The sequence below is a fragment of the Arthrobacter sp. G119Y2 genome (assembly GCF_038069765.1).
Classification (GTDB): domain Bacteria; phylum Actinomycetota; class Actinomycetes; order Actinomycetales; family Micrococcaceae; genus Arthrobacter_B.
Genome location: NZ_JBBPFS010000013.1, coordinates 1 through 22,000 on the forward strand (window position 1 = coordinate 1; position 22,000 = coordinate 22,000).

Consider the following 22,000-nt stretch of genomic DNA (forward strand, 5'->3'; position numbering starts at 1 on the left):
GCTGAAGGCCATCGCGGGGTCCAGAGTGGCGGTGCCCTGGTGGTATTCGGTGCGGAACTGGGTGTGGATGCGGGTGAGGGTCTTGGCTTGCTGGGCCTGGGCCCAGCGGATGAGGTGATCGAGGCGGCAGAGTACGGTGGCGGCTTCGTCCTGGTTCAGGGACTGCAGGTTCTGCAGCGCCAGGGACCCGGTGAGCCCGTCCTGGTACACGGGGCCGGAGCATTCAGGAGCCGTCGGGGCTGGAACGGTCCCCGGAGCGGCAGCTCGAATACTCTGGACAGCCGCCGTTGTGCAAGCAGGATCCGTACCGGGAGCGGCAGCGTAAACCGACAGGGTGCACTCCGCAGCGTTGCCGCTGCCGGAAGTCACGCCGGGAAAAGATCCGTTCTGATCCATGTCTTCAGGATTTCACCCGCCACTGACATTTCCGGTCCCGAAAGAGCCCAAAACGGCCCCTCAGGAGCTCTTTTCAGGTACTCCAAATACCCGTCTTTTTCACCCGACTACCTAGGTGTCGAAAACGGTGTGATTGGGGGTCGTACGACTCTCCATCCCGCTGAACCCCAGTGAGAATTACAACTGCGGCGCACCGAGGAGGAGCTCGCCGCCCTGGGCATATGGGTGCCGGCGAAGTTCCCGCGCGCTAGGGCTCAAAGCCTGCACCGGCTGGGAACCCGTCACACCAGCTAACGGAGCGGATTGAACTGCCGAATCTGCTCCGGAACCCTGCCGGTCATGATTTGCTCAGCCAGCAGTTTTCCGGTGGCAGGGCCAAGCACGATGCCCCACATTCCGTGGCCACCGGCCACAAACACTCCGGGAGAACGGGTTGCGCCAATGAGGGGCAGACCATCAGGGGTAACCGGCCGCGGCCCAACCCAAATATCCTGCAAATTATCCAAATCCATATTCGTAAACAGCGGCCGCACCGAATCCAGAATTGCCCGGATCCGACCGGTTTGCAGCGGCTCGTCCGGCCCCCGGAATTCCATGGTGCCCGCAATCCGCAAACGTCCCTGGTAGGGGGTGCACGCGACGCGGCGGGCAGGAAGATAGATGGGAAATTCGGCCGGTTCGTCAGTCGCAACACTGAAGGAATAACCACGGCCGGCACGCACCGAAGTCCGTACTCCCAGCGGCTTGGCCAGCGCAGGCAGCCAGGCTCCGGTGGCGAGGACGACGACGTCGGCCGTCACCGGATCGGAGGCATAGGTTTCAACCGCGATCCCGGCCGGCCCGTGCCGCAGCGACCGGACCTCCGCACCGGTGACAATCCGACCGCCCCGGGCGAGCACTGAATCTGCCAGGGCCTGCACAAACGGACCGGGCTCAATGAAACGCTGGCCCTCCATGGAAAAGACAGTGGAAACGTTGTCCGACAACTGCGGAACCTTGGCCTGGGCGTCCCGCAGCTCGGTCAGCGGGACGGACTGCCCGGCAGCCTCCACATGACTGATCTCGCGGGTGAAGGGAACGCTTTGGGCAGCAGATTCGAAACCAATGATGAACGGCCCTTTGCGGGTCTCCGACTGCACCCCTGCCGCCGTGAGCTCATCAAAAGCCTCCAAGGCCATCTGATCGATCGGAGTCAACGCCGCCATGGCCTTGGACCAGGCCCTGGGGGTGGCGTGGGCTGCGAAACGGGCCAGGAAAGCCCACAACTCGGGATCAAGCCGAGCCGGAATGTGAAGGGGCGCAGCGGGGTCGAGCAGCGCTTTGGCGCCGTAGGACCAGAGGGAAGGATCCGAGAGCGGCATCGCCATCCCCGGAGTCAGCCAGCCGGCATTACCCCACGATGCTCCGGCTGCGACGCCGGAACGGTCCAGGACTGTCACCTGGACGCCATGCTCCTGCAGATGCCAGGCGGTGGCGAGCCCCACCATTCCTGCTCCGACGACGACGGCGCTTCGGGGTGCTGTGGCACGGGGATACATGGCCATACTCCTTCAAGTGGGGCTGCAGTACTGGTGCCAGCCTGAAGATCTATTAGAGCGAAAGCAACAGATTCGTTGATGATTCTGCGTAGACTTCCCGCCATGGGCAAAGATTCGAAGAAGGCGGGTTCTACGGGGTCGGGGTCGAAGAAACGGCGGGCCGTCGCGAGCGGCCCGGCTGCAGCGACACTAGCGCCGCCAACGGGCCTGGACGCTGTTGACCGGAAGATTGTGAATCTTCTTCAAGCGGATGCCAGACTGCCGAACAATGCTGTAGCGTCCGCCGTCGGCATTGCTCCGTCCACTTGCCACGGGCGGATCAAATCGTTGCAGGAACGCGGAGTGATCCGGGGCTTTCATGCCCACGTTGACCCGGCCGCCGTCGGGCGCGGGCTTCAGGCACTGATAGCGATCAGGCTGCACGCCCATGCCCGGTCCAACCTGGCGACATTCAAGCAGTATCTGGCACAGCTGCCCGGCGTGGAGAGCATTTTCTTCGTGACCGGCGACCGGGACTTCCTGATTCATGTGGCTCTGGCGGACTCGGAGGCCCTGCGCAGCTTGGTGACGAACACTCTGAGTGTGCATCCGGAAGTCGCCGGGACAAACACCAGCGTCATCTTCGAATACGTATCGGTGGAGCGGGGGATCGGCTCAGCGGGGGAAGGCTAAGCGGGGCCCAGCGGCACAGTCCTCGGTCCGGGGCCCAGCGCCTCAGCCTTGCGCAAGCCCGCAACCCTCGGTTCAGCCTTGCGCAAGCCCTCAGCCCGGAGCGCTCAGCCCTTGGGCTTGACGACCGGGAACTGGCCGCTGGGCTCTTCGCCTTCCTCGAAATGGCTCGCGGCCGGACCCACGATCAACGAATCCGGAGCACGCGCCACTGAAGTGTCCTTGTTGGGATAGTCGACGGAGTGCAGGACCTGACGCATGGCTTCAAGCCGGGCACGCTTCTTGTCATTCGACTTCACCACCGTCCAGGGAGCATCGCCGGTATCGGTGTAGAAGAACATGGCTTCCTTGGCCTCGGTATAGTCATCCCACTTATCGAGGCTCGCCAAATCGGTGGGGGAGAGCTTCCACTGTTTCACCGGGTCAGTCTCGCGGGCAGCGAACCGGGCCACCTGCTCCGCCCGCCCCACGGAGAACCAGAGCTTGCTGAGCAGCACGCCCGAGTTCACCAGCATCCGTTCGAGCTCCGGCACCTCCCGCATGAACTCCAGGTACTGGGCCGGGGTGCAGTATCCCATCACGCGTTCCACCCCCGCCCGGTTGTACCAGGACCGGTCCATCATGACGATTTCACCTCCGCTGGGAAGCTTCGCCACGTAGCGCTGAAAGTACCACTGGGTGCGTTCTCCGTCGGTGGGCTTTTCCAGGGCCACAATGCGGGCACCGCGGGGGTTGAGGTGCTCGTTGAAACGCTTGATGGCGCCGCCCTTGCCTGCGGCATCACGGCCTTCGAAGATGATCAGCATCTTCTGTCCGGAATCCTTGACCCAGAGCTGCATTTTGAGGAGCTCAATCTGCAGGGCGCGCTTCTGCTTTTCATAACTGCGCCGGGAGAGTTTCGTGTCGTAGGGGTAGTTGTGCCGCCAGGCGTCGTCGTCGGCTTTTTCCTTGATTTTTTTGGTCTTGATCTTCAGCTCGCGCAGTTCATCCAGCTCGTTCGTGTAGTCCGTCACCACGGCCACCTGGCCGGAGCCGTCAGAGGACTGGACCAAACCGTTGCTTTCCGGCGCGGCCGGCTGTGCAGTCGGTTTCTTGTCGGCTTTGGTAGCCGTGGACTTGTTCGTAACCATTGCATCTCCCTGCGCGGACGGTAATTAACGAATCTACGTCCGACCGGCGGAGCAGGGAAGAGCTGTCGAAGCCTGCCCCGCCGGTGCTACTGCCCGAACTTGTCGTCGAACCTCTTCATGAAGGCAGCCATCGCGTCACGGGCCACCGGGCTGACAGGGTGATAGGCCCCGTCATCCCATCCGGTGGTTATGCCCGACGACGCCAGCCAGGAGATTTCCTTGTGGAACTGGCTGTCGGTCGCAACATCGGGGAACACCGGGTTCGGGGGAGCGGTGTATTCGGGGGAGCCCGCATACCGGTACATGAAGGCCGCCATGGCGTCGCGGTTGACCGGCGTCGTCGGCCGGTAGGTGGAGGTTCCGTTCGCCTCGCGCCAACCGGTGGCGATTCCCCGGCTGTTGAGCCAGGCGATTTCCTTGTAGAAGGGGTTGCTGACGGACACGTCCGCAAAGGGCGATTTTTTCGGCGGGACGAAGGCGGGGCTCCCCTCCAACCGGTACATGAAGGCGGCCATGGCGTCGCGGTTCACCGCCTGGAACGGGCGGTACGTTGTGGTCCCGTTTGCCTCGGCCCAGCCCGTGGAAATCCCTTCAGCGGCCATCCAGAGCATCTCGTCATAGAACTGAAGGCCGAAGGGTACGTCGGCAAAGGGCGGCACGCCGTTGGCCATGGCGGCTCCGGCATCCAGAAGGCCGGGACCGCAGTGCGGCGCACAGCTGCCCGGCAGCGGACGGGCGGTTTTCTTCAGCACCAGTTCAACTTGGCCGGGAGTCAGGGCGGGATTGGCGGCCAGCAGCAGGGCCGCGGTGCCGGCCACATGCGGAGCCGCCATCGACGTTCCCTGATAGTAGTTGTAACTTTCGGCAGCGGGCCGGGAAGTTCCGCTGTTCAGCGTGGACATGATCCCGCCCGTCACGTCACCGGTGGTGGTTCCGCCCGGCGCCATGATGTCCACCAGGGAGCCGAAGTTCGAGTATCGGGCCCTCGACCCGTCCCGGTCACCTGCACCCACCACAACCACGTTGGCGCAGTTGGCCGGCTGTGTCCGGCTCGCGGAAATAGCGTCGTTGCCTGCCGCCGCAACGACGACGGCACCGCGGCCGACGGCGTAGTCCACCGCGTCCTGCATGAAGAGCGAGCAGGTGCTTACCCCGCCCAGGCTCAGATTTATGACCCGCGCAGGCGTCGGGTTGAGCGGAAGGCCGGGCACGCTGCCTCCGGCGGCCCAGATGATCCCGTCGGCGATGTCCGACATGTACCCGCCGCAGGTTCCCATGGCACGGACCGGAAGGATCATGGCTCCGGGGGCTACCCCGCTGATCCCGACGCCGTTGCCGGTGCTGGCGGCGACGATGCCGGCAACGTGGGTGCCGTGCCACGTGGACGATGCACCGACCGTCCTGCCGCAGGAACCGGCGTCGTACCAATCTCCTTCATCCCGGGGATCGGCGTCACGGCCGTTACCGTCGCCGGCCATGTCGGGAACGGATATCACGTCGTAACCCGGCAGGACCTTGGCGTTGAGGTCCGTGTGGGCAGTGATGCCGGTGTCGACGACGGCGATCACTTGGCCTTCGCCGGTACCGGCGTTCCAGGCGGCAACCGCATTGGCTCCGCCGCCGGCCGCCCGCAAATTCCACTGCACGGGATACAACGGGTCATTGGGCTCGGCAGCGGACGGGAACAGCACGACGTCCGGCTCCACGGAGGCGACATCCGGATCGGCTTCGAGTGTGTCGACGACGGCGGCTGTTTCTTCCGCGGTGAGGTCCTTGTCCACCGCCACCACCAGTGAGCCCGTGGCGGTTTCATGCAGCTCGGTGACGGAGGTGCCGAGGGGAGCGGCTGCCTGGGAATAGGATTCAACCCGGTCCGGGCCCGAGACCGTCTGGTCCGCGAACTTCACGATAAAGCGATGGCCAGCTTCGGGTGCGGGTGCGGGCTCAGGTACAGGAACGGGCGCAAGCGCAGGTGCGGTCGCGGACGAGGTCGCGGGCTCAGGTACAGGCGCAATGACAGGCGCCGGCACCGGCTCGGTTACCGCGAGGGCCGGCGCTGCCAGGATGGTGCTGCCGACAGCTAGGACTGCAGCCGCTGCCACGGCACGAAGCCGGATTCGGGGACAAAGAATCTTCGCCAAGGGTGTTCCTGTTCAAACGGAGATCGGCCGGTGTTGTGCTGCCGACCGGATACACGGGTGCGGGACGGCTTGTGCCGCGCACGCTGACTCTACCGTGCGGGTTCTCCGGGGAACTTCCCGGCCGCGGGCAGCGACGGAACCCGAAGGGATAAACAGAGGGATAAACAGTGGGAAAGCAGTGCGAAACAGCGGGAAACAGCGACGGGAAAAACAATGCCGCGTCATCGCCCATAATTAATAGCGATGACTTCTCTGCGCTCCAAATTTCTGTCCCTGATAGCCCTGCCCGCAATTCTGTTAGGTTCCGCGGCCTGTACTCCCCTGACGGACGTCGGCGCGGATGCGGGCGCGGGCGCCGGAGGGGGTGCGGGGACGGGCACCGCCACCGCCCAAGAGGCAGCAGCCGGCTCTGCCGCGGAGCAGCTGGAAACTCTTCCCATCAAGGGCAGGGCGCCGAAAACCGGCTATGACCGGGACCAGTTTGGGCCGTCATGGGCCGACGTCGACCACAACGGCTGCGATACCCGCAACGACATTCTGGCCCGCGACCTCACCAACGTTGTGTACAAGGACGGAACGAAGGAATGCGTGGTCGCGTCGGGCACCTTCGCGGATCCCTACACCGGTACGACCATCTCCTTTGTCCGCGGCAACGAGACCAGCACCGCAGTCCAGATCGACCACATCGTGGCTCTCTCGGACGCCTGGCAGAAGGGCGCCCAGCAGCTGTCCGCCGAGGAACGCCGCCAGTTCGCCAATGATCCGCTGAACCTGATGGCGGCCGACGGGCCCGCCAACGGCGCCAAATCAGATTCCGACGCCGCCACCTGGCTGCCGTCCAACAAGGCCTTCCGCTGTGAATACGTAGCCCGGCAGATTGCCGTCAAAGCTGAATACAGGCTTTGGATGACACAGGCGGAACATGATGCATCGGCAAGCGTCCTCGCTTCCTGCCCGGACCAGCCCGTCCCGTCGGACGGCCCCGCGGAAAGCGTCTCCCTTGACACGGCACCGGGCACGGGAGCGGTCCCCGCCGTGCCTGAAAGCCAGCCGGTCTACGCGAACTGCGCGGCGGTCAAGGCCGCCGGCGCTGCCCCGATCAGGGCAGGCGACGCGGGCTGGGACCCGAAGTTCGACGGCGACGGCGACGGCGAGGGCTGCACCTCCTAGGCCCGCCGGGGACCGGGCATTTACTCCTCCCGCGCGTCGTGCACCGTGATCGCAGCGGTGATGAGCGCAAGATGCGAGAGCCCCTGCGGAAAGTTCCCCAGGAAGGAGAAGTCCTCCTCGGCGATCATCTCGGTATACAGACCGACGTCATTAGCCAGCGGAACCAGCTGATCCATCAAGTCCACCGCCTCTTCCCGGCGTCCAACATGGGTCAGCGCCGACACCAGCCAAAATGCACAGGCAACAAAGGTCCCTTCCTCCTTCTCGGCGCCGCTGTAGCGATAGAGCAGCGGCCCGCGTCCGAGTTCTTCGCGCAGTGCGTCGAGAGTTGAGCTCATGCGCTCACCGCGGTCAAAGCCGCTGATCGCATGCAGCAGGATGGAGGCATCGAGCTTGTCCGAACCCGGATACCAGACATAACTGCCGCGCTCTTCAGACCAGCAGTTCTCCCGAACCCATTCGGCAATCCGCTCTTTTTCAGCACGCCAGCGGTCGCCGGGACCTGGGATCTGCCCCAGATCAGCGAGGTGCGAGGCGCAGCTGAGCGCATGCCAGCAGCCGAGCTTGGAGGTGGTGTAGTGGCGCTCGTCCGTGAGTTCCCACATCCCGGCGTCGCGCTTTTGCCAGGTGTCGCACGCCAGATCGGCCAGGTCCGCCAGCAGCCGTCCGGTGCCGGTGTCCAGAACGTGCCCGGCGTCGACATAGAGCTGGACAATATTGAACAGGTCGCCGAAAACGCCCATCTGCAGCTGGCGGGCTGCGTTGTTGCCGCGCACCACGGGGCCGATGCCGCGCCACCCCGGAAGGTCCAGCTCCTGCGCATCCATCGCCCGGTCCCCGTTAAGGGCGGTAAACACCTGCAGTTCCGATCCCTGGCTGCGGATGCTCTTCAGCATGCCCGCGACGGCGGCGTGAACCTCTTCCCGGAGCCCGAACCGAACCAGGGCATTGAGGGTGTAGGCGGTGTCGCGGACCCAGGCGTAGCGGTAATCCCAGTTTTTGCCGCCGGCCAGGCTTTCGGGAAGGGAGGTCGTGGCTGCTGCTGCCACTGCACCCGATGGGCTGTGGATCAGCAGCTTCAAGGCCAGGGCGCTGCGCTCGACCGCCTCGGACCACGGGCCGTCATACGAGAATTCCTTCAGCCAGTTCTGCCAGTTGGCGATGGTGCGCTCGACGCCGGCATCCACCGTTTCGGGGTCCGGCAGCGCCAGTGGTTCGTTGTGGGTGGAAACGACCGCCACCAGGTGCCGGGAGCCCTGAGACGCGGTGAAGGAGCCCGCGATGCCTTGATCCGAGACCTCTTCACTGCCGTGGCGGATACCGCGGACCGCGATGGTGGTCTGCTGGGCGTGGAGCACGGGGCCGTGGGCGCTGTCCTCCACCCAGGGGGAGGCGGTGCCGAAGCAGTTGCCGGGGGACACCGCCCACCGCATCGCCACGCTGCCTTCGAGTCCTTCGATCCGGCGGGCCAGCTCACCCCAGGGCAGGCGTCCAGCGACGCCGGTATTGAGGGAGTCGGTGACCCGGACCCTGCCGGAGGCAGTGGTGAACGTGGTGGCCAGGACGTTGGTGCCGTCAACATAGGTGCGTTCCACAGTGAAATCGTCCACCGGCTGCAGCTCAATCCGCCCGCCGTTTTCGGCGTCCAGCAAGGCTGCGAAGGGCGGCACGGAATCGAGGTCCGGCGTCGGATACCAGTCCACCGACCCGTCCCTGGCCACGAGGGCGACAGTGCGTCCGTCTCCGATGGCCGCATAGGAACGCAACGGGGCGTAACCGTCCAGGCGTCCGTCCACATTCTGCTCTGCGGAGTTCTGGTCTGAAACGTTCTGCTCTGAAGAGTTTTGGTGTGAAGGGTTTTGGTCTGGAGAGTTCTGATCGGACGAGTTCTGTGTGGAGGCGTCCGCTGTCATGGAGGTCCTTCCGTCGGGAAACCGGTTCGGTCCCACCATCGTAGAACTCCGACCTGCTTCGTGCTGAGGCTCAGCGTCATGCTTAGGCTCAGGTCCCCGCCGCCCCTAGGATGGGCCTACGGTCTCCCGGTGAGCCGTGATGATGCTGCTTATTCCATTGGAAACATCCGTTTTCCGTCTCGAAATGTCCGGCTGTCAGGATGGGTATATGTCTTCTTTAACAATTGGTTACGCGGCAATGCTGGAGCAATTCCATCCCACTGAAGCGGTGGCGCTCTCTGAATATGCCGAAAGTAAAGGTTTTTCCGGAGTTATGGCGGCGGACCATTTCCAGCCGTGGGTTCCGGCGCAGGGTCAGTCAGCCTTTGTCTGGAATGTTTTGTCCGCACTGGGTGAACGCACCAAGGGCGATATTGGACCCGGTGTTACCGCTCCCACCTTCCGGTGGCATCCGGCGATGGTTGCGCAGGCGTCGGCGACGCTGGCAGCGATGTATCCGGGCCGGCACTGGCTGGGGCTGGGGTCCGGAGAGGCGCTCAACGAACACATCACGGCGCAGTACTGGCCGGAGGCGCCCGAGCGCATCAACCGGATGTTCGAAGCCATCGACATCATCACCAAGCTCTTCACCAATTCGCTGGCCGGCAAGGACGTCCGGCACAAGGGTGAGTACTACAAGATGGAATCCACCCGGCTGTGGACCATGCCGGAGGTAGCCCCCGAAATCCTGGTGGCCACCGCGGGGCCGGTCACCGCCAAGCGGGCGGGCCGGCATGCGGACGGACTCATCACGGTGGGCGCACCGCTGGAGAAGATCGGAATGCTCTTTGACCGGTTCGACGCCGGAGCGCGTGAAGCCGGCAAGGATCCGGACACCATGCCGAAGGTGCTCCAGCTGCACATGAGCTGGGCTGAGACGGACGAGGAAGCGCTGACCAACGCCATGGTGGAGTGGCCCAACGGCGGCATGAAGTTCCCCAAGGGGGACATCCGCTCGCCGTTCGAGCTGGAGCAGATGGCGAAACTGGTTCGGCCGGAAGACTTCGAGGGACGGCTCGTGATCTCCAGCGACCCGGACGTGCACCGCGCCTATATCCAGAAGTTCGTGGACCTGGGCTTCGACCGCATCTACCTGCACAACGTGGGCCGGAACCAGCGCGAGTGGATCGACGTCTTCTCCCGCAGCGTGCTGCCTGCACTTAAGCGCTGACCCGATGGGCAGCATCACGCTGTTTACCCTTCCCGGCATCGGAGAGATAACTCCGGGGACGGATCTGGCGGCGGTGATCCTCTCCGCCGCGGCAGCAGCCCCGGACTGCACCCTGCAGCCCGGGGACATCCTGGCGGTCACGTCCAAGATCGTGTCCAAGGCCGAGGGCCGCCAGGTGCCCGCGGCGGACCGGGAACAGGCCATCACGGACGAAACCGTTCGGGTTGTCGCGAGCAGGACCCACCCCGGCGGAGTGACCCGGATTGTCGAAAACAAGCTCGGCATCGTCGCCGCCGCTGCCGGCGTGGATAACAGCAACACTCCCGCCGGGACGGTGCTGCTGCTGCCCGTTGACCCGGACGCCTCGGCGCGGGCGCTGTGCGCCGCCCTGCGCCGGGCACTGGGCTTCGACGTCGGAGTCCTCATCACCGACACCATGGGGCGGGCCTGGCGCGAAGGGCAGACCGACGCCGCCATTGGAGCCGCCGGCGTGGACGTCATCACCGATCTGCGCGGCAGCGTGGACACCTTCGGCCAGCTGATGAAGGCGACCATGACCGCTGTCGCGGACGAGATCGCGGCAGCCGCAGACCTCATCAAGGGCAAGACGAGCCAAAACCCAGTGGCGGTGGTGCGCGGCCTGCCCGAGCTGGTCAGGCCCTCCGGCACGCGCTCACGGAACGAAGGGTCCCGAAACGATGGCTCCCGAAACGATGGGGCCCGGAACGAAGGGGCCCGGAACGAAGGGTCCCGGAACGATGGGGCCCGAAACGATGGGGCCCGCTCGCTGGTGCGCCCGGCGGAGCAGGACATGTTCCGGTTGGGCTCCGACGAAGCCTGGCGTGAAGGCTACGCCGCGGCGTGCCGGGATGCCGGGCTGCCGGTTCCGGATTTCAAACAAGCGTAATTTACGGCAGCGACAGGGCTATCAGCGGGCGGCCGGTCGCCGGATGCTCGAGCACGTGGGCGTGCACGCCGTAGACGGTATGGATCAGGTCGGCAGTCAGCACCGCGCGGGGGTCACCGGCGGCCACCACGGTGCCTGCGGAGAGGACAATCACGTGGTCGCAGTGGGCGGCAGCGTGCGTCAGGTCATGCAGGGCGGCGACGACGGCGATGCCCTGCCCGGCCAGCCTCCGCATCAGGTGCAGCGTGGTCAGCTGCGCGTACGGATCCAGATGATTTGTCGGCTCGTCCAGCAGCAGCAGCTGCGGTTTTTGCGCCAGCGCCCGGGCCAGCTGGACCCGCTGGCGCTGTCCGCCGGACAGCTCGCCGAACAGCCGGTCCGCCAGATCCGCCACACCGGCTGACTCCAGAGCGTCCACCACTTCGGCGTCGTCTTCGCTGCCGCCGAAGCCCAGCAGCGGACGGTGCGGCATGGTTCCCAGGGCCACGACGTCCCGCACGGTCAGCGGCGTATCGGTGCCGGATTCCTGCTCTGCAAGGGCCGCGATGCGGGCACGTTCCCGGCGGGGCAGCCGCAGCAGGTCCCGGCCCTGCCACAGGACGGTGCCGCGGCGGACGGGAACGACGCCGGCCAGGGCCCGCAGCAGTGTGGACTTGCCGGCGCCGTTGGGCCCCACCAGCGCCGACAGGGCGCCGGCCGGAACGGTGCAGTCCACGCCGTCCACCACGAGGTTGCCGCCCAGGGACACATCCAGCGCGGCTGCCTGAAGAGTTGCAGCGCTCATGCCCCGCCCTTCCGCCTGGCCAGCACGTACGCGAACACCGGCGCACCGATCACCGCGGTCACCACGCCCACGGGCAGTTCGCGGGGCTCAAAGACAAAGCGGGCCCCGGTATCGGCCCAGATCAGGAAGATGGCACCGAGCAGGGCGGACAGCGGCAGCAGCGAACGGTGCCCGGGGCCGGTGATCAGCCGGACCACATGCGGAAACACCAGCCCGATGAAGCCGATGGCTCCGCTGACGGAGACCATGGCGCCGGTCAGCAGGGCGGTTCCGGCCAGCATGGACCACCGCACGGCCGGAACATTGATGCCCAGGGCCGAGGCGGCGTCGTCACCGAAGGCGAAACCGTCCAGGAGGCGGAAGGCAGCCAGCAGCGGCACCCCGACCACCAGCAGGGCAGCGGCGGAGATCGCCGCACTGGACCACTGCGCGCCGCTCAGCGAACCGAGCAGCCAGCCCAGGATATTGCGGTACGAGTCACCTGTGGCGGTCCAGAAAATCACCAGGCTGGTGAGGGCGCTGCCCAGTGAGGAAACGGCCACTCCGGCCAGCACGGTGCGCGACGGCGTGAGTCCGCCGGCCAGCCGGGCCAGCAGCAGGGTTGCCGCCAGCGCCGCCAGGGCGCCGACGAAGGCAGCCAGCGGCAGCAGCAGCTGCAGGCCCAGCAGCACCACGCAGACAGCGCCCAGCGAGGCTCCGGAGGACAGGCCCAGCAGATACGGGTCGGCCAGGGCGTTACGGGTCAGCGCCTGCATGACTGCACCGCTGATGGCCAGGCCGGCGCCCACTGCAGCGGCCGTCAGGACCCGGGGCAGGCGCAGCTCCCAGATGATTCCGTCGTGCAGGGGGGACAGCGGGCTGGTGCCCAGCCCGAGATGAGCGGCTATGGTGCCGAAGGCGTCCGCGACGCTGATGTCTGCCGGTCCCACCGCCGTCGCCGCCGCAACGGAAAAAACGAGCACTGCGGCAAGGACCGCCGTCGCCGGCCCCGTGCGGAACCGTCGGCGCGGTGTGTGCGCGGCTGACCCCGACGTTGACCCGGCTGACCCCGACGCTGACCCCGACGTTGATCCGTCCGCAGCCGGCCGGCGCGGAACCGGCTCCTGCACCGCACCGGCGTTCACGGCCGGCGCAGGCGGCGGCGTTTTCGCTGCGGTCCGGCTGCTGCGGATGGAGGTCACGGCAGGCTGGACAGCTGATCGGCGAGGTCCGCCACGGCTTCAGCGTTGCGGACGCCGGCCTCACCGGCGGCGAAGGGCAGGACCAGATAGCGCTCGTTAATCACCGCGTCCATCCCGGCAGTGGCGGGCATGGACGCCAGCAGCTCCTTCTTGGACTCTGCGGTGTTCCGGTCTGCGTCCACGAGGACTATGACATCGGGGTTGGCAGCAACAACCGTTTCCCAGCTCAGCGACGCCCAGGAATCGTCAACGTCCGCAGCAATGTTCACCAGGCTGAGCGCGTCCATCATCATTTGCGGAGCACCCAGCCCGGCCCCCGCATACGGGGTGTCCCGCCCCGAGGAGAACCAAAAGGCGGTTTGATCCTCGCCGGCCGGCGTTACGCCGTCGAGCACGCTGCGCTGTTCAGTGATGAGCTCCGCCGCTGCTTCGGGTGCGCCGAAGAGGGCTCCGGCTTCCGTAATGTTCGCGAAGACATCCTCGAAATCCAGTTTTCCGGGGGTGCCTTCTTCCCGGCAGGCCGCCGGAGAGACATAGCTGCCGATTCCCAGCGACGCGAGGAAGTCGCGTTCGCCGGCCGTGTCGGAGCTCAGGTTTGACTCCCAGCCGGCGTAAATGAAGTCTGGTTCGAGTTCCAGTACGGCTTCCTGGGTGGGCGCCGCCTCGGACAGGACCGGCACCGATGCTGCGTCGGTAGCCAGGGCCTCGGGGACCGGGCCGTCGGAGAAGGCCGAGCCAACCACTCTGCTGCCCAGGCCCAGGGCAAGAAGGGTCTCCAGGGCCGTGGACTTAATCGTCACAATGCGCTCGGGCGGGGACTCAAGGGTCACTTCCGTGCCGCAGTTGGTCACTGTCACCGGGTACGACGCCGAAGCATCGGGCGTGCCTGAGGCGGCGGTTCCGGTGGGGTCCTGTGCATCGGGCTTCGACGGTTCGGTTGTCCCTGAACAGCCGGTAAGGCCGGCCAGCGCGGCCGCCAGGAGCAGGGAAAGGGCAGGGGTAAGGGATCGGTTCATAGTTCCTCGCAGGTGGAAAGGAAATCGGAGGGATCTATGGTCCAAATCCAGACCAGTTCTACCGGCCATTTCCGGCCGGTGATCTATCGAGGAGGTTAGCACCCCATTGTTTCGGGTGTGTGCCGCGGTGGCCATTATCCGCTTCCGGGGGTCCCCAAACAACAGGTGAAAAACCCTTGCGGGTTCCGGCGGGAGCGTCAAGGATGAACAGACGCCGCGGCAAGTAAGTTCAACCTTTTTACGCGGTGGAAATGTTGGGGAAATGTTCAGGACAGAGACTGATTAAGGCCCTTCAACCGGCCAATCAGGACCGCGGCACCTATGCCGCTACTTAGGAGGCACAATGACAATCATCCGTACAGCCTTGACCCAGACGACCTGGACCGGGGATGAAGAGTCCATGGTTGCCAAGCACGAGGAATTTGTCCGCAAGGCAGCTGCCGAGGGCGCACAGATCATTTGTTTCCAGGAATTGTTTCACGGCCCGTATTTCGGGATTGTGCAGGACAACAAGTACTACGACTACGCGCAGAAGGTTCCCGGGCCCCTGACCGAGCGGTTCTCGAAGCTTGCCGCAGAGCACAATATGGTGATCATCCTTCCGATTTACGAAGAGGATCAGCCCGGAGTCCTCTACAACACCGCTGCGGTGATCGACTCCGACGGAACCTATCTCGGCAAATACCGGAAGAACCACATTCCCCACGTCGAGAAGTTCTGGGAAAAGTTCTACTTCCGGCCGGGAAACATGGGCTGGCCGGTGTTTGAAACCGCCGTCGGCACCGTGGGCCTGACCATTTGCTACGACCGCCACTTCCCTGAAGGCTGGCGGGTGCTGGGCCTGAACGGCGCACAGATTGTCTTCAACCCGAACGCCTCCAAGCCGGGACTGTCCAACCGGCTCTGGGAGCTGGAGCAGCCCACCGCCGCAGCGGCCAACGGCTACTACGTGGTGGTTCCCAACCGGGTGGGAGCCGAAACCAACGAGTTCGGCGATGAAGCCGTGGATTTCTACGGCACGTCCTACATGGTGGACCCGCAGGGCAACTACGTGGGCGACATTGGCGCCCGCGACGGCGACGAGCTGATGATCCGGGACCTGGACATGGGCCTGGTCCGGACGGCGCGCAACAACTGGCAGTTCTACCGCGACCGCCGCCCGGACGCCTACGCGCCGATCACGGCCCCGTAGCCTCCGGACAGACGCGCCAGACGGCCTGAAAGGGCCGAGCCTTTATACAGACAAGGATGTCGTTTTGAGTACAACACTGATTACCGGAGGCACAGTCGTCACCTCCACCGGCCGCAGCGAGGCGGACGTTCTCATTGACGGGGAGAAAATCGCGGCGGTGCTTGCACCGGGGTCCACGCTTTTGGGGCACGACCTTGCCGGTTCCGTTGACACGGTGCTGGACGCCGCCGGCAAGTACGTGATTCCGGGCGGAATTGACGCCCACACCCACATGCAGATGCCGTTTGGCGGCACCGAGGCCTCCGACACCTTCGAGACCGGAACCCGTGCCGCAGCCTGGGGAGGCACGACGACGATTGTCGACTTCGCGATTCAGCGCTACGGCGAGCGCGTGATGGACGGGTTGGCCGCCTGGCACGAGAAGGCAGCCGGGGAATGCGCCATCGACTACGGGTTCCACCAGATCGTCGGGGACGTCAATGACGATTCCCTGAAGGCCATGGCCGGTCTCATTGACGAAGGGGTCTCCAGCTACAAACTCTTCATGGCCTACCCGGGAGTTTTTTACAGCGACGACGCCCAGATCTACAAGGCCATGCGCGTTGGTGCCGACACCGGACTGATGACCATGATGCACGCCGAGAACGGTCCGGCCATTGACGCCATGGTCAGCGAACTGCTGGCGCAGGGCAAAACCGATCCCTATTACCACGGGGTGGCGCGCGCCTGGCAGATGGAGGAGGAAGCCACCCACCGGGCCATCATGCTGGCCAACCTCACCGGAGCGCCCCTGTATGTGGTGCATGTTTCCGCGAAGCAGGCCGTTGAGCAGCTGGCCGCGGCACGCGACAACGGACAGAACGTCTTCGGCGAGACCTGCCCGCAGTACCTCTACATGAGCCTGGAGGACCAGCTCGGCGCCGAAGGCTTTGAGGGCGCCAAATATGTCTGTTCCACACCGCTGCGCTCCAAGCATGAACACCACCAGGACCACATGTGGCAGTCGCTGCGCACCAACGACATTCAGATGGTGGCCACCGACCACTGCCCGTTCTGCATGAAGGGGCAGAAGGACCTGGGGGTGGGCGACTTCTCCAAGATTCCCAACGGCATTGGATCGGTGGAACACCGGCTGGACCTGATGTACCAGGGCGTGGTGGACGGGAAGATCACCCTCGAGCGCTGGGTGGAGATCACCAGCACGACGCCGGCACGAATGTTCGGCATGTACGGCACCAAGGGCGTGATCGCCCCGGGAGCCGACGCCGACGTCGTCATCTACGACCCGGCGGGCCACACCTCCATCGGGCTGGACAAGACCCACCACATGAACATGGACTACTCGGCCTGGGAGGGCTACGAGATCGACGGGCACGTCGACACCGTGCTCTCGCGGGGCCGGATCCTCATCAACGACAACGAATATCTGGGCACCAAGGGCCACGGGCGCTACATCCGCCGTGCCCCGAGCCAGTATCTGATCTAGGAGCGGAAAAGCATGGAATTTGGAGCAGTTCTGCAGTGCAATCCGCCCGTCGCACGAACGGTGGCGCTCGCCAAGAGGGCCGAGGAATTTGGGTTCGACTACGTCTGGACCTTTGATTCCCACATCCTGTGGCAGGAACCGTACGTCATCTACAGCCAGATCCTGGCGGAAACCCAGAACATCAAGGTGGGGCCCATGGTCACCAACCCGGCCACCCGGGACTGGACCGTCACCGCTTCCACCTACGCCACGCTGAACTCGATGTACGGCAACCGGACGGTGTGCGGGATCGGCCGCGGCGACTCGGCGCTGCGCGTGAGCAACGGCAAACCCACCACCCTGAAAACGCTGCGCGAATCGATCCACGTCATCCGCGAGCTGGCGAACTCCCGCTCGGTGGAATACAACGGCGCCACCCTCCAGTTTCCGTGGAGCAAGGGCTCGGAGCTGGAAATGTGGGTGGCCGCCTACGGCCCGCTCGCGCTGAAGCTGACCGGCGAGGTTGGCGACGGCTTCATCCTGCAGCTGGCGGACGTCGACATCGCCGAATGGATGATCGGGGCGGTGCGGTCTGCCGCGGCAGCCGCCGGGCGCGACCCCATGGCCATCAAATTCTGCGTGGCTGCGCCCATGTATATAGGGGAGGACTGGGAGCACATGCGGGAGCAGTGCCGCTGGTTCGGGGGCATGGTGGGCAACCACATAGCCGACATCGTGGCCAAGTACGGGGCGGACTCGGCCGTGCCGCAGGCACTCACCGACTACATTGCCGGCCGGGAAGGCTATGACTACAACGAGCACGGCCGGGCGGGGAACACGCACGCCGCCTTTGTGCCGGACGAGATTGTGGACCGCTTCTGCCTGATGGGCACGGCGGAGCAGCACATTGAAAAGCTCGAAAAGCTCAAGGCCCTGGGCGTCACCCAGTTCGCCGGGTACCTCCAGCATGACAACAAGGAGGAAACCCTGCGGATCTACGGCGAGAGCGTCATTCCGGCGATGCGCGAGACCGTGAGCGCAACGGCATGACCGGCACCGGAACCAGGACGCCGCCGGCAGCTCGGATCGGCTGGGCCGCCGGCGGAGTGCTGGTTCCGGTGTTGCTCTGGGAAGGATACAAACTTGCCGGACCGGCCGGCGGCGTGAGCTTGGGCGGCTTCCCGCTCCTGCCCCGCACCACCGACCTGGCCATGCCGCACGTCTGGACCATGCTGGCGAGGCTGGCGGAACCGGCTACCTCGGCCGCCGGGGCGCCGCCTCTCTGGACCGCAGTCCTCGAAGCCGCAGCTTTTACCCTGGGGATCGCCGCGCTGGGCTGGCTGCTGGGAGTACTGGTCGGGATGGGGCTTGCCATGGTCATGCAGCGCTTCCGCTCCGCGGGGTCCGCGCTCCTGCCGTGGATCATCCTGAGCCAGACCGTTCCGCTGATCGCCATTGCTCCGCTGGTCCGGCGGTGGGGATCCCAGCTCGAGATCGGCTCCTTCGCCTGGGAGAACTGGATGTCGGTGGCCGTGATTGCTTCCTATCTGGCCTTCTTCCCCGTGGCAGTCGGTGCCCTGCGGGGATTCGCCTCCCCCCAGGCCAGCCACGTGGACCTCATGCACAGCTACTCGGTGGGCTGGTGGCGCAGCTTCCTGTTCCTCCGCCTGCCCGCCAGCATCCCGTTCCTGCTGCCGGCCCTGAGGCTGGCGGCGGCAAACGCCGTAATCGGCGCCGTCGTCGCCGAAGTATCAATCGGGCTGAAGGGCGGGATCGGCCGAATGATCGTGGAGTACGCGGCCGCTGCCGGGGGAGACCCCGGCAAACCCTGGGCACCCATTTTCGGCGCCGTCCTGCTGGGACTGGCGGCAGTGGCCGCCACCTCCGTCCTGGGACTGTTCCTGCACCGCTACCGCAGAGGAGAACAAACAGCATGAATGGATCACCAGAAGCGGCGGTCCCGGCGGTGCCGGAACCGGCGGTGGAAGTTCGGGATGTCCACCGGGTTTTCCCCACCGGCCGCGGCTCCGTCACTGCCCTGGAGGCAGCCAGCCTGACCGTGGCACCGGGCGAATTCGTGTCGCTGATCGGACCCTCGGGCTGCGGCAAGAGCACCCTGCTGCGATTGATTGCGGACCTGGACGAACCGAGCAGCGGAACCATCAGCGTCTTCGGGCGGACCGCCCGGCAGGCACGCAAAGAGCAGGCCTACGGCATAGCGTTCCAGCAGGCGGGCCTGCTGCCCTGGCGAACAGTCCGCGCCAATATTGAGCTCCCGCTTCAGCTGCACGGAACCGCCGCAAAGGTCCGCCGGGACCTCGCCGAGGAACTCCTGGCGATGGTGGGGCTTACCGAATTCGCCGACTCCTTTCCGGACCAGCTTTCCGGCGGCATGCAGCAGCGGGTTGCCATCGCCCGGTCGCTGGCCGAAAGTCCGCGGCTGCTGCTGATGGATGAGCCGTTCGGTGCCCTCGATGAGATGACCCGGGAACGGATGCAGAACGAGTTGGTGCGGATCTGCGCGGAAACGGGAGCCGCCGTCGTTTTTGTCACGCACTCCATTCCGGAAGCAGTGTTCCTCTCCGACCGGGTGTTCGTGATGTCGGCCCGGCCCGGACGGATCAAGGCAGTGCTGCCCATGCGGCTCGGCACCGCCGGGGAGCGCGGCGAGAACCTGCGCGAAGACACTGCCTTTTACGCCGCCATCACGGCCGTCCGGGAATCGCTGCACGGCACCGCGGCACCGGCCCTGCGCGGGGTGGAGACGCGGTGACCGCGCTGGAGCCCTCCACGCTGAAAACGGCGCCGGCGGCTGAGGCGGTCACCTCGCCCGCACTGTTGGGGCGTGCCCTCGACGGCGGCCGGCAGGCACTGCTGCCGGTGCTGCTGGGACTCGCGGCGCTGCTCCTCTGGCAGGGGGCTGTGAGCCTGTTCTCTGTTCCTGCGTTCGTGCTGCCCGGGCCGTTCGACATCGCCGCGGCGTTTGCCGGCAACCTGGGCAATATTGTCTCCGCCTCGCTCGTGACCGGAGGCAACGCTGCGGCGGGACTGGTGGCCGGCGGCCTGCTGGGCGTGGCGGCCGCCGTCGTCGCGGCCCTTCTTCCCGTCTTCGACCGGCTGGCCGGGCCGCTGGTGGCCGCGCTTTCCGTAGTGCCGATCGTCGCCGTCGCGCCGGTGCTCTATACGATGTTCGGCGCCGGCGAGGAGGCGCCGCGGCAAATCGTGGCGGGAATTGCCGTGTTCATTCCCGTCTACGTGAACTCGCTGCGCGGGTTCCGGCAGGTCCTGCCCGTGCACCGTGACCTGATGCGCTCCTACAGCGCCGGCCGCTGGCAGGTGGCCCGCACCGTCACGCTTCCCAGCGCCGTCCCCTATATGTTCACCGGACTGCGGATCGCTTCCTCGCTGGCCGTGATCTCGGCGCTGATAGCCGAGTATTTTGGCGGCCCGGTGGGCGGACTGGGTAAATCCATCACTTCCGCAGCCTCCGCCAGCAATTACACGCTGGCCTGGGCCTACGTCCTGGGCGCCGTCGTCGTCGGCCTCGTCTTCTTCTGTGCCACCGCCGCATTGGAGAAATACAGCTCCCGGCACTAACCGCCGGTTCACTTCCGTCCCGTCCGGGCGGTTCTGCTCACAGCTATTGCTTACACCTATTTGGAGGCAACGAAATGGCACGTGGAAATGGAAAACGCATCCGCACCGCCGCAGCGGCAGGGACTGCGGCAGCACTGGTCCTGGCAGGCTGTGCTTCGGGCAGCGGAGCGGACGAGGGTGAAGCGGCCGAAGGGCTGACGCCGGTAAAACTCCAGCTGCAGTGGTTCTCGCAGGCACAGTTTGCCGGCTACTACGCGGCGCTGGACCAAGGATTTTTTGAGGACGAAGGACTGGACGTGGAAATCGTCGAGGGCGGGGCGGATATCGTGCCGCAGGACGTGCTCGCCTCCGGGGACGTGGACTATGCGATCTCCTGGGTGCCCAAGGTTTTGGGATCCATTGAGCAGGGAGCCAACATCACCAATGTGGCGCAGATCTTTGAGCGCAGCGCCACGCTGCAGGTGGCGATGGCCGATTCCGGCATCGACGGCCCGGAGGATCTGGCGGGGAAGAAGGTGGGCTCGTGGGGATACGGCAATGAATGGGAGCTCTTCGCGGGCCTGCAGAACGCGGGCGTGGCGGCAGATGACATTGAACTGATCCAGCAGGCCTTCGATATGAACGGGTTCCTCTCCGGAGACATCGATGCGGCCCAGGCCATGACGTACAACGAGTACGCGCAGGTGCTGGAGACGGTGAACCCGGAGACGGGGGAGCTGTATCAGCCCGAGGACCTGACGGTAATCGACTGGAACGAAGAGGGTTCCGCCATGCTGCAGGACGCCATCTGGGCGGACGCGTCACGGCTGGCCGACGACGCCGAGTACCAGGACACCACCACCGCCTTCATCAAGGCAGCCATCAAAGGCTGGATCTACGCCAAGGACAATCCGGAGGAAGCGGCCACGATCGTGACGGAATCCGGGTCCACCCTGGGGCAGAGCCACCAGCTGTGGATGACGAATGAAACCAACAAGCTCATCTTTCCCTCCACCAACGGCGTGGGCATGATCGATGAAGGGGCCTGGAAGCAAACCGTGGATATCGCCATGGATACGAAAAACGAAACCGGAACAACCATCCTGACCACTGAACCGCCGGAAACCGCCTACACGAATGAGTATGTGGAGAAGGCGCTGGCCGAGCTGGAAGAGGAAGGCGCGGACACCAAGGGCACGGACTACGAGCCCATTGACGTCACGCTGGCCGAGGGCGGCAACTAACCGGGCTGCTCAACCGACCGGCCCGGCCGGGCTGCTCAACCGGCCAGCTCATCCGGCTGCTCATCCAGCTGCTTAACCGGCCGGCCCGGCCGGCAACCCGCAGATAGCCGCGATCGGATAGTCACGGCGCGAGACCAGCTGCTAACTACGAGATACAGGACGGCGGCCGGCAGCAGCAGCTGCCGGCCGCCGCTGCGTGGGCGGATGCTATCGGCGGATGTTGTGCGGGCCGGATGTCGTCCGGGGCTCTGCCGGGAGAAGGTGTTCCCGGGGTTGGGTTCTCCCCGAGCGTGTCCGGGGGGCCGTTCGGGGCCTGTTTGGGGCCTGTCCGGGGGCCTTCGGGAGCCGAGTTGCGGCGGGGTCCAAACCTGTGTAAAGTCTTCTAAGTCGCCGCGGCCGGGAGTTGAAAAACTTACCGAGCAGGGCGGCCAAACCCCACCAAAAACATCCTGGTGATCCATCCTGCCC

19 protein-coding genes and 1 pseudogene are annotated in these 22,000 nt (G+C 65.4%); 12 read left to right on the top strand and 8 right to left on the bottom strand.

The features are described from left to right. Positions 1–210, bottom strand: a 210-nt coding sequence (locus WKB88_RS17965) for a hypothetical protein (RefSeq protein WP_341395933.1), incomplete at its 3' end; no start/stop codon positions are given. Between the two features lie 476 nt (positions 211–686). Further along, positions 687–1,934, bottom strand: a complete 1,248-nt coding sequence (locus tag WKB88_RS17970) for an NAD(P)/FAD-dependent oxidoreductase (protein WP_341395934.1) — start codon at positions 1,932–1,934, stop codon at positions 687–689. Between the two features lie 102 nt (positions 1,935–2,036). Between WKB88_RS17970 and WKB88_RS17975 the strand changes: the two are divergent. Then, positions 2,037–2,273, top strand: a pseudogene (locus tag WKB88_RS17975) (Lrp/AsnC family transcriptional regulator); the annotation flags it as partial. Between the two features lie 3 nt (positions 2,274–2,276). Beyond that, on the top strand, positions 2,277–2,606 hold the full coding sequence (locus WKB88_RS17980) for an Lrp/AsnC family transcriptional regulator (RefSeq protein ID WP_341395951.1): 330 nt from the start codon (positions 2,277–2,279) through the stop codon (positions 2,604–2,606). Between the two features lie 104 nt (positions 2,607–2,710). Here the strand turns inward: WKB88_RS17980 and ppk2 are convergent, their stop codons facing one another. Then, positions 2,711–3,733 (bottom strand): polyphosphate kinase 2, encoded by a 1,023-nt coding sequence (gene ppk2, locus WKB88_RS17985; RefSeq protein WP_341395935.1) that lies wholly within the window; start codon positions 3,731–3,733, stop codon positions 2,711–2,713. Positions 3,734–3,819: 86 nt separating this feature from the next. Continuing rightward, positions 3,820–5,640, bottom strand: coding sequence for a S8 family serine peptidase (locus WKB88_RS17990; RefSeq protein ID WP_341395936.1), 1,821 nt, complete (start codon positions 5,638–5,640; stop codon positions 3,820–3,822). Between the two features lie 477 nt (positions 5,641–6,117). Here WKB88_RS17990 and WKB88_RS17995 point away from each other — a divergent pair, with 477 nt between their 5' ends. After that, entirely contained in the window at positions 6,118–7,044 is a 927-nt protein-coding gene (locus WKB88_RS17995; RefSeq protein WP_341395937.1) for a GmrSD restriction endonuclease domain-containing protein, read from the top strand. Positions 7,045–7,064: 20 nt separating this feature from the next. Here WKB88_RS17995 and WKB88_RS18000 read toward each other — a convergent pair whose 3' ends face one another. Next, positions 7,065–8,957 (bottom strand): glycoside hydrolase family 15 protein, encoded by a 1,893-nt coding sequence (locus WKB88_RS18000; RefSeq protein WP_341395938.1) that lies wholly within the window; start codon positions 8,955–8,957, stop codon positions 7,065–7,067. Positions 8,958–9,165: 208 nt separating this feature from the next. Here WKB88_RS18000 and WKB88_RS18005 point away from each other — a divergent pair, with 208 nt between their 5' ends. Then, positions 9,166–10,167 (top strand): TIGR03557 family F420-dependent LLM class oxidoreductase, encoded by a 1,002-nt coding sequence (locus WKB88_RS18005; protein WP_341395939.1) that lies wholly within the window; start codon positions 9,166–9,168, stop codon positions 10,165–10,167. Between the two features lie 4 nt (positions 10,168–10,171). Further along, entirely contained in the window at positions 10,172–11,074 is a 903-nt protein-coding gene (cofE, locus tag WKB88_RS18010) for a coenzyme F420-0:L-glutamate ligase (RefSeq protein ID WP_341395940.1), read from the top strand. 1 nt (position 11,075) lies between these two features. Here the strand turns inward: cofE and WKB88_RS18015 are convergent, their stop codons facing one another. The 3 genes from WKB88_RS18015 to WKB88_RS18025 form a co-directional block, all read right to left on the bottom strand. After that, positions 11,076–11,858 (bottom strand): ABC transporter ATP-binding protein, encoded by a 783-nt coding sequence (locus WKB88_RS18015; protein WP_341395941.1) that lies wholly within the window; start codon positions 11,856–11,858, stop codon positions 11,076–11,078. Continuing rightward, entirely contained in the window at positions 11,855–12,820 is a 966-nt protein-coding gene (locus tag WKB88_RS18020) for a putative F420-0 ABC transporter permease subunit (protein WP_341395942.1), read from the bottom strand. The genes WKB88_RS18015 and WKB88_RS18020 overlap by 4 nt, the downstream gene beginning before the upstream one ends. Before the next feature lie 215 nt (positions 12,821–13,035). After that, the gene (locus WKB88_RS18025; RefSeq protein WP_341395943.1) at positions 13,036–14,055 is read right to left on the bottom strand and encodes a putative F420-0 ABC transporter substrate-binding protein; all 1,020 of its coding nucleotides are present in this window, start codon (positions 14,053–14,055) and stop codon (positions 13,036–13,038) included. A gap of 343 nt (positions 14,056–14,398) precedes the next feature. On the opposite strand from WKB88_RS18025, the gene WKB88_RS18030 reads away from it, so the two are divergent. From WKB88_RS18030 to WKB88_RS18060, 7 genes are all read left to right on the top strand, one after another. After that, entirely contained in the window at positions 14,399–15,247 is an 849-nt protein-coding gene (locus WKB88_RS18030) for a nitrilase-related carbon-nitrogen hydrolase (protein WP_341395944.1), read from the top strand. Positions 15,248–15,311: 64 nt separating this feature from the next. Next, entirely contained in the window at positions 15,312–16,733 is a 1,422-nt protein-coding gene (hydA, locus tag WKB88_RS18035) for a dihydropyrimidinase (RefSeq protein ID WP_341395945.1), read from the top strand. A 12-nt stretch (positions 16,734–16,745) separates the two neighbouring features. Next, the gene (locus tag WKB88_RS18040) at positions 16,746–17,762 is read left to right on the top strand and encodes a TIGR03842 family LLM class F420-dependent oxidoreductase (protein WP_341395946.1); all 1,017 of its coding nucleotides are present in this window, start codon (positions 16,746–16,748) and stop codon (positions 17,760–17,762) included. Continuing rightward, positions 17,759–18,649, top strand: coding sequence for an ABC transporter permease (locus tag WKB88_RS18045; protein ID WP_341395947.1), 891 nt, complete (start codon positions 17,759–17,761; stop codon positions 18,647–18,649). The genes WKB88_RS18040 and WKB88_RS18045 overlap by 4 nt, the downstream gene beginning before the upstream one ends. Further along, positions 18,646–19,485 (top strand): ABC transporter ATP-binding protein, encoded by an 840-nt coding sequence (locus tag WKB88_RS18050; RefSeq protein ID WP_341395948.1) that lies wholly within the window; start codon positions 18,646–18,648, stop codon positions 19,483–19,485. The genes WKB88_RS18045 and WKB88_RS18050 overlap by 4 nt, the downstream gene beginning before the upstream one ends. After that, positions 19,482–20,309 (top strand): ABC transporter permease, encoded by an 828-nt coding sequence (locus tag WKB88_RS18055; protein ID WP_341395949.1) that lies wholly within the window; start codon positions 19,482–19,484, stop codon positions 20,307–20,309. Before WKB88_RS18050 ends, WKB88_RS18055 begins: the two co-directional genes overlap by 4 nt. Before the next feature lie 74 nt (positions 20,310–20,383). Then, positions 20,384–21,532 carry an ABC transporter substrate-binding protein gene (locus tag WKB88_RS18060; RefSeq protein WP_341395950.1) on the top strand — a complete coding sequence of 383 codons (1,149 nt, stop codon included), beginning with the start codon at positions 20,384–20,386 and terminating at the stop codon, positions 21,530–21,532. The last annotated feature ends 468 nt before the right edge of the window (positions 21,533–22,000 follow it).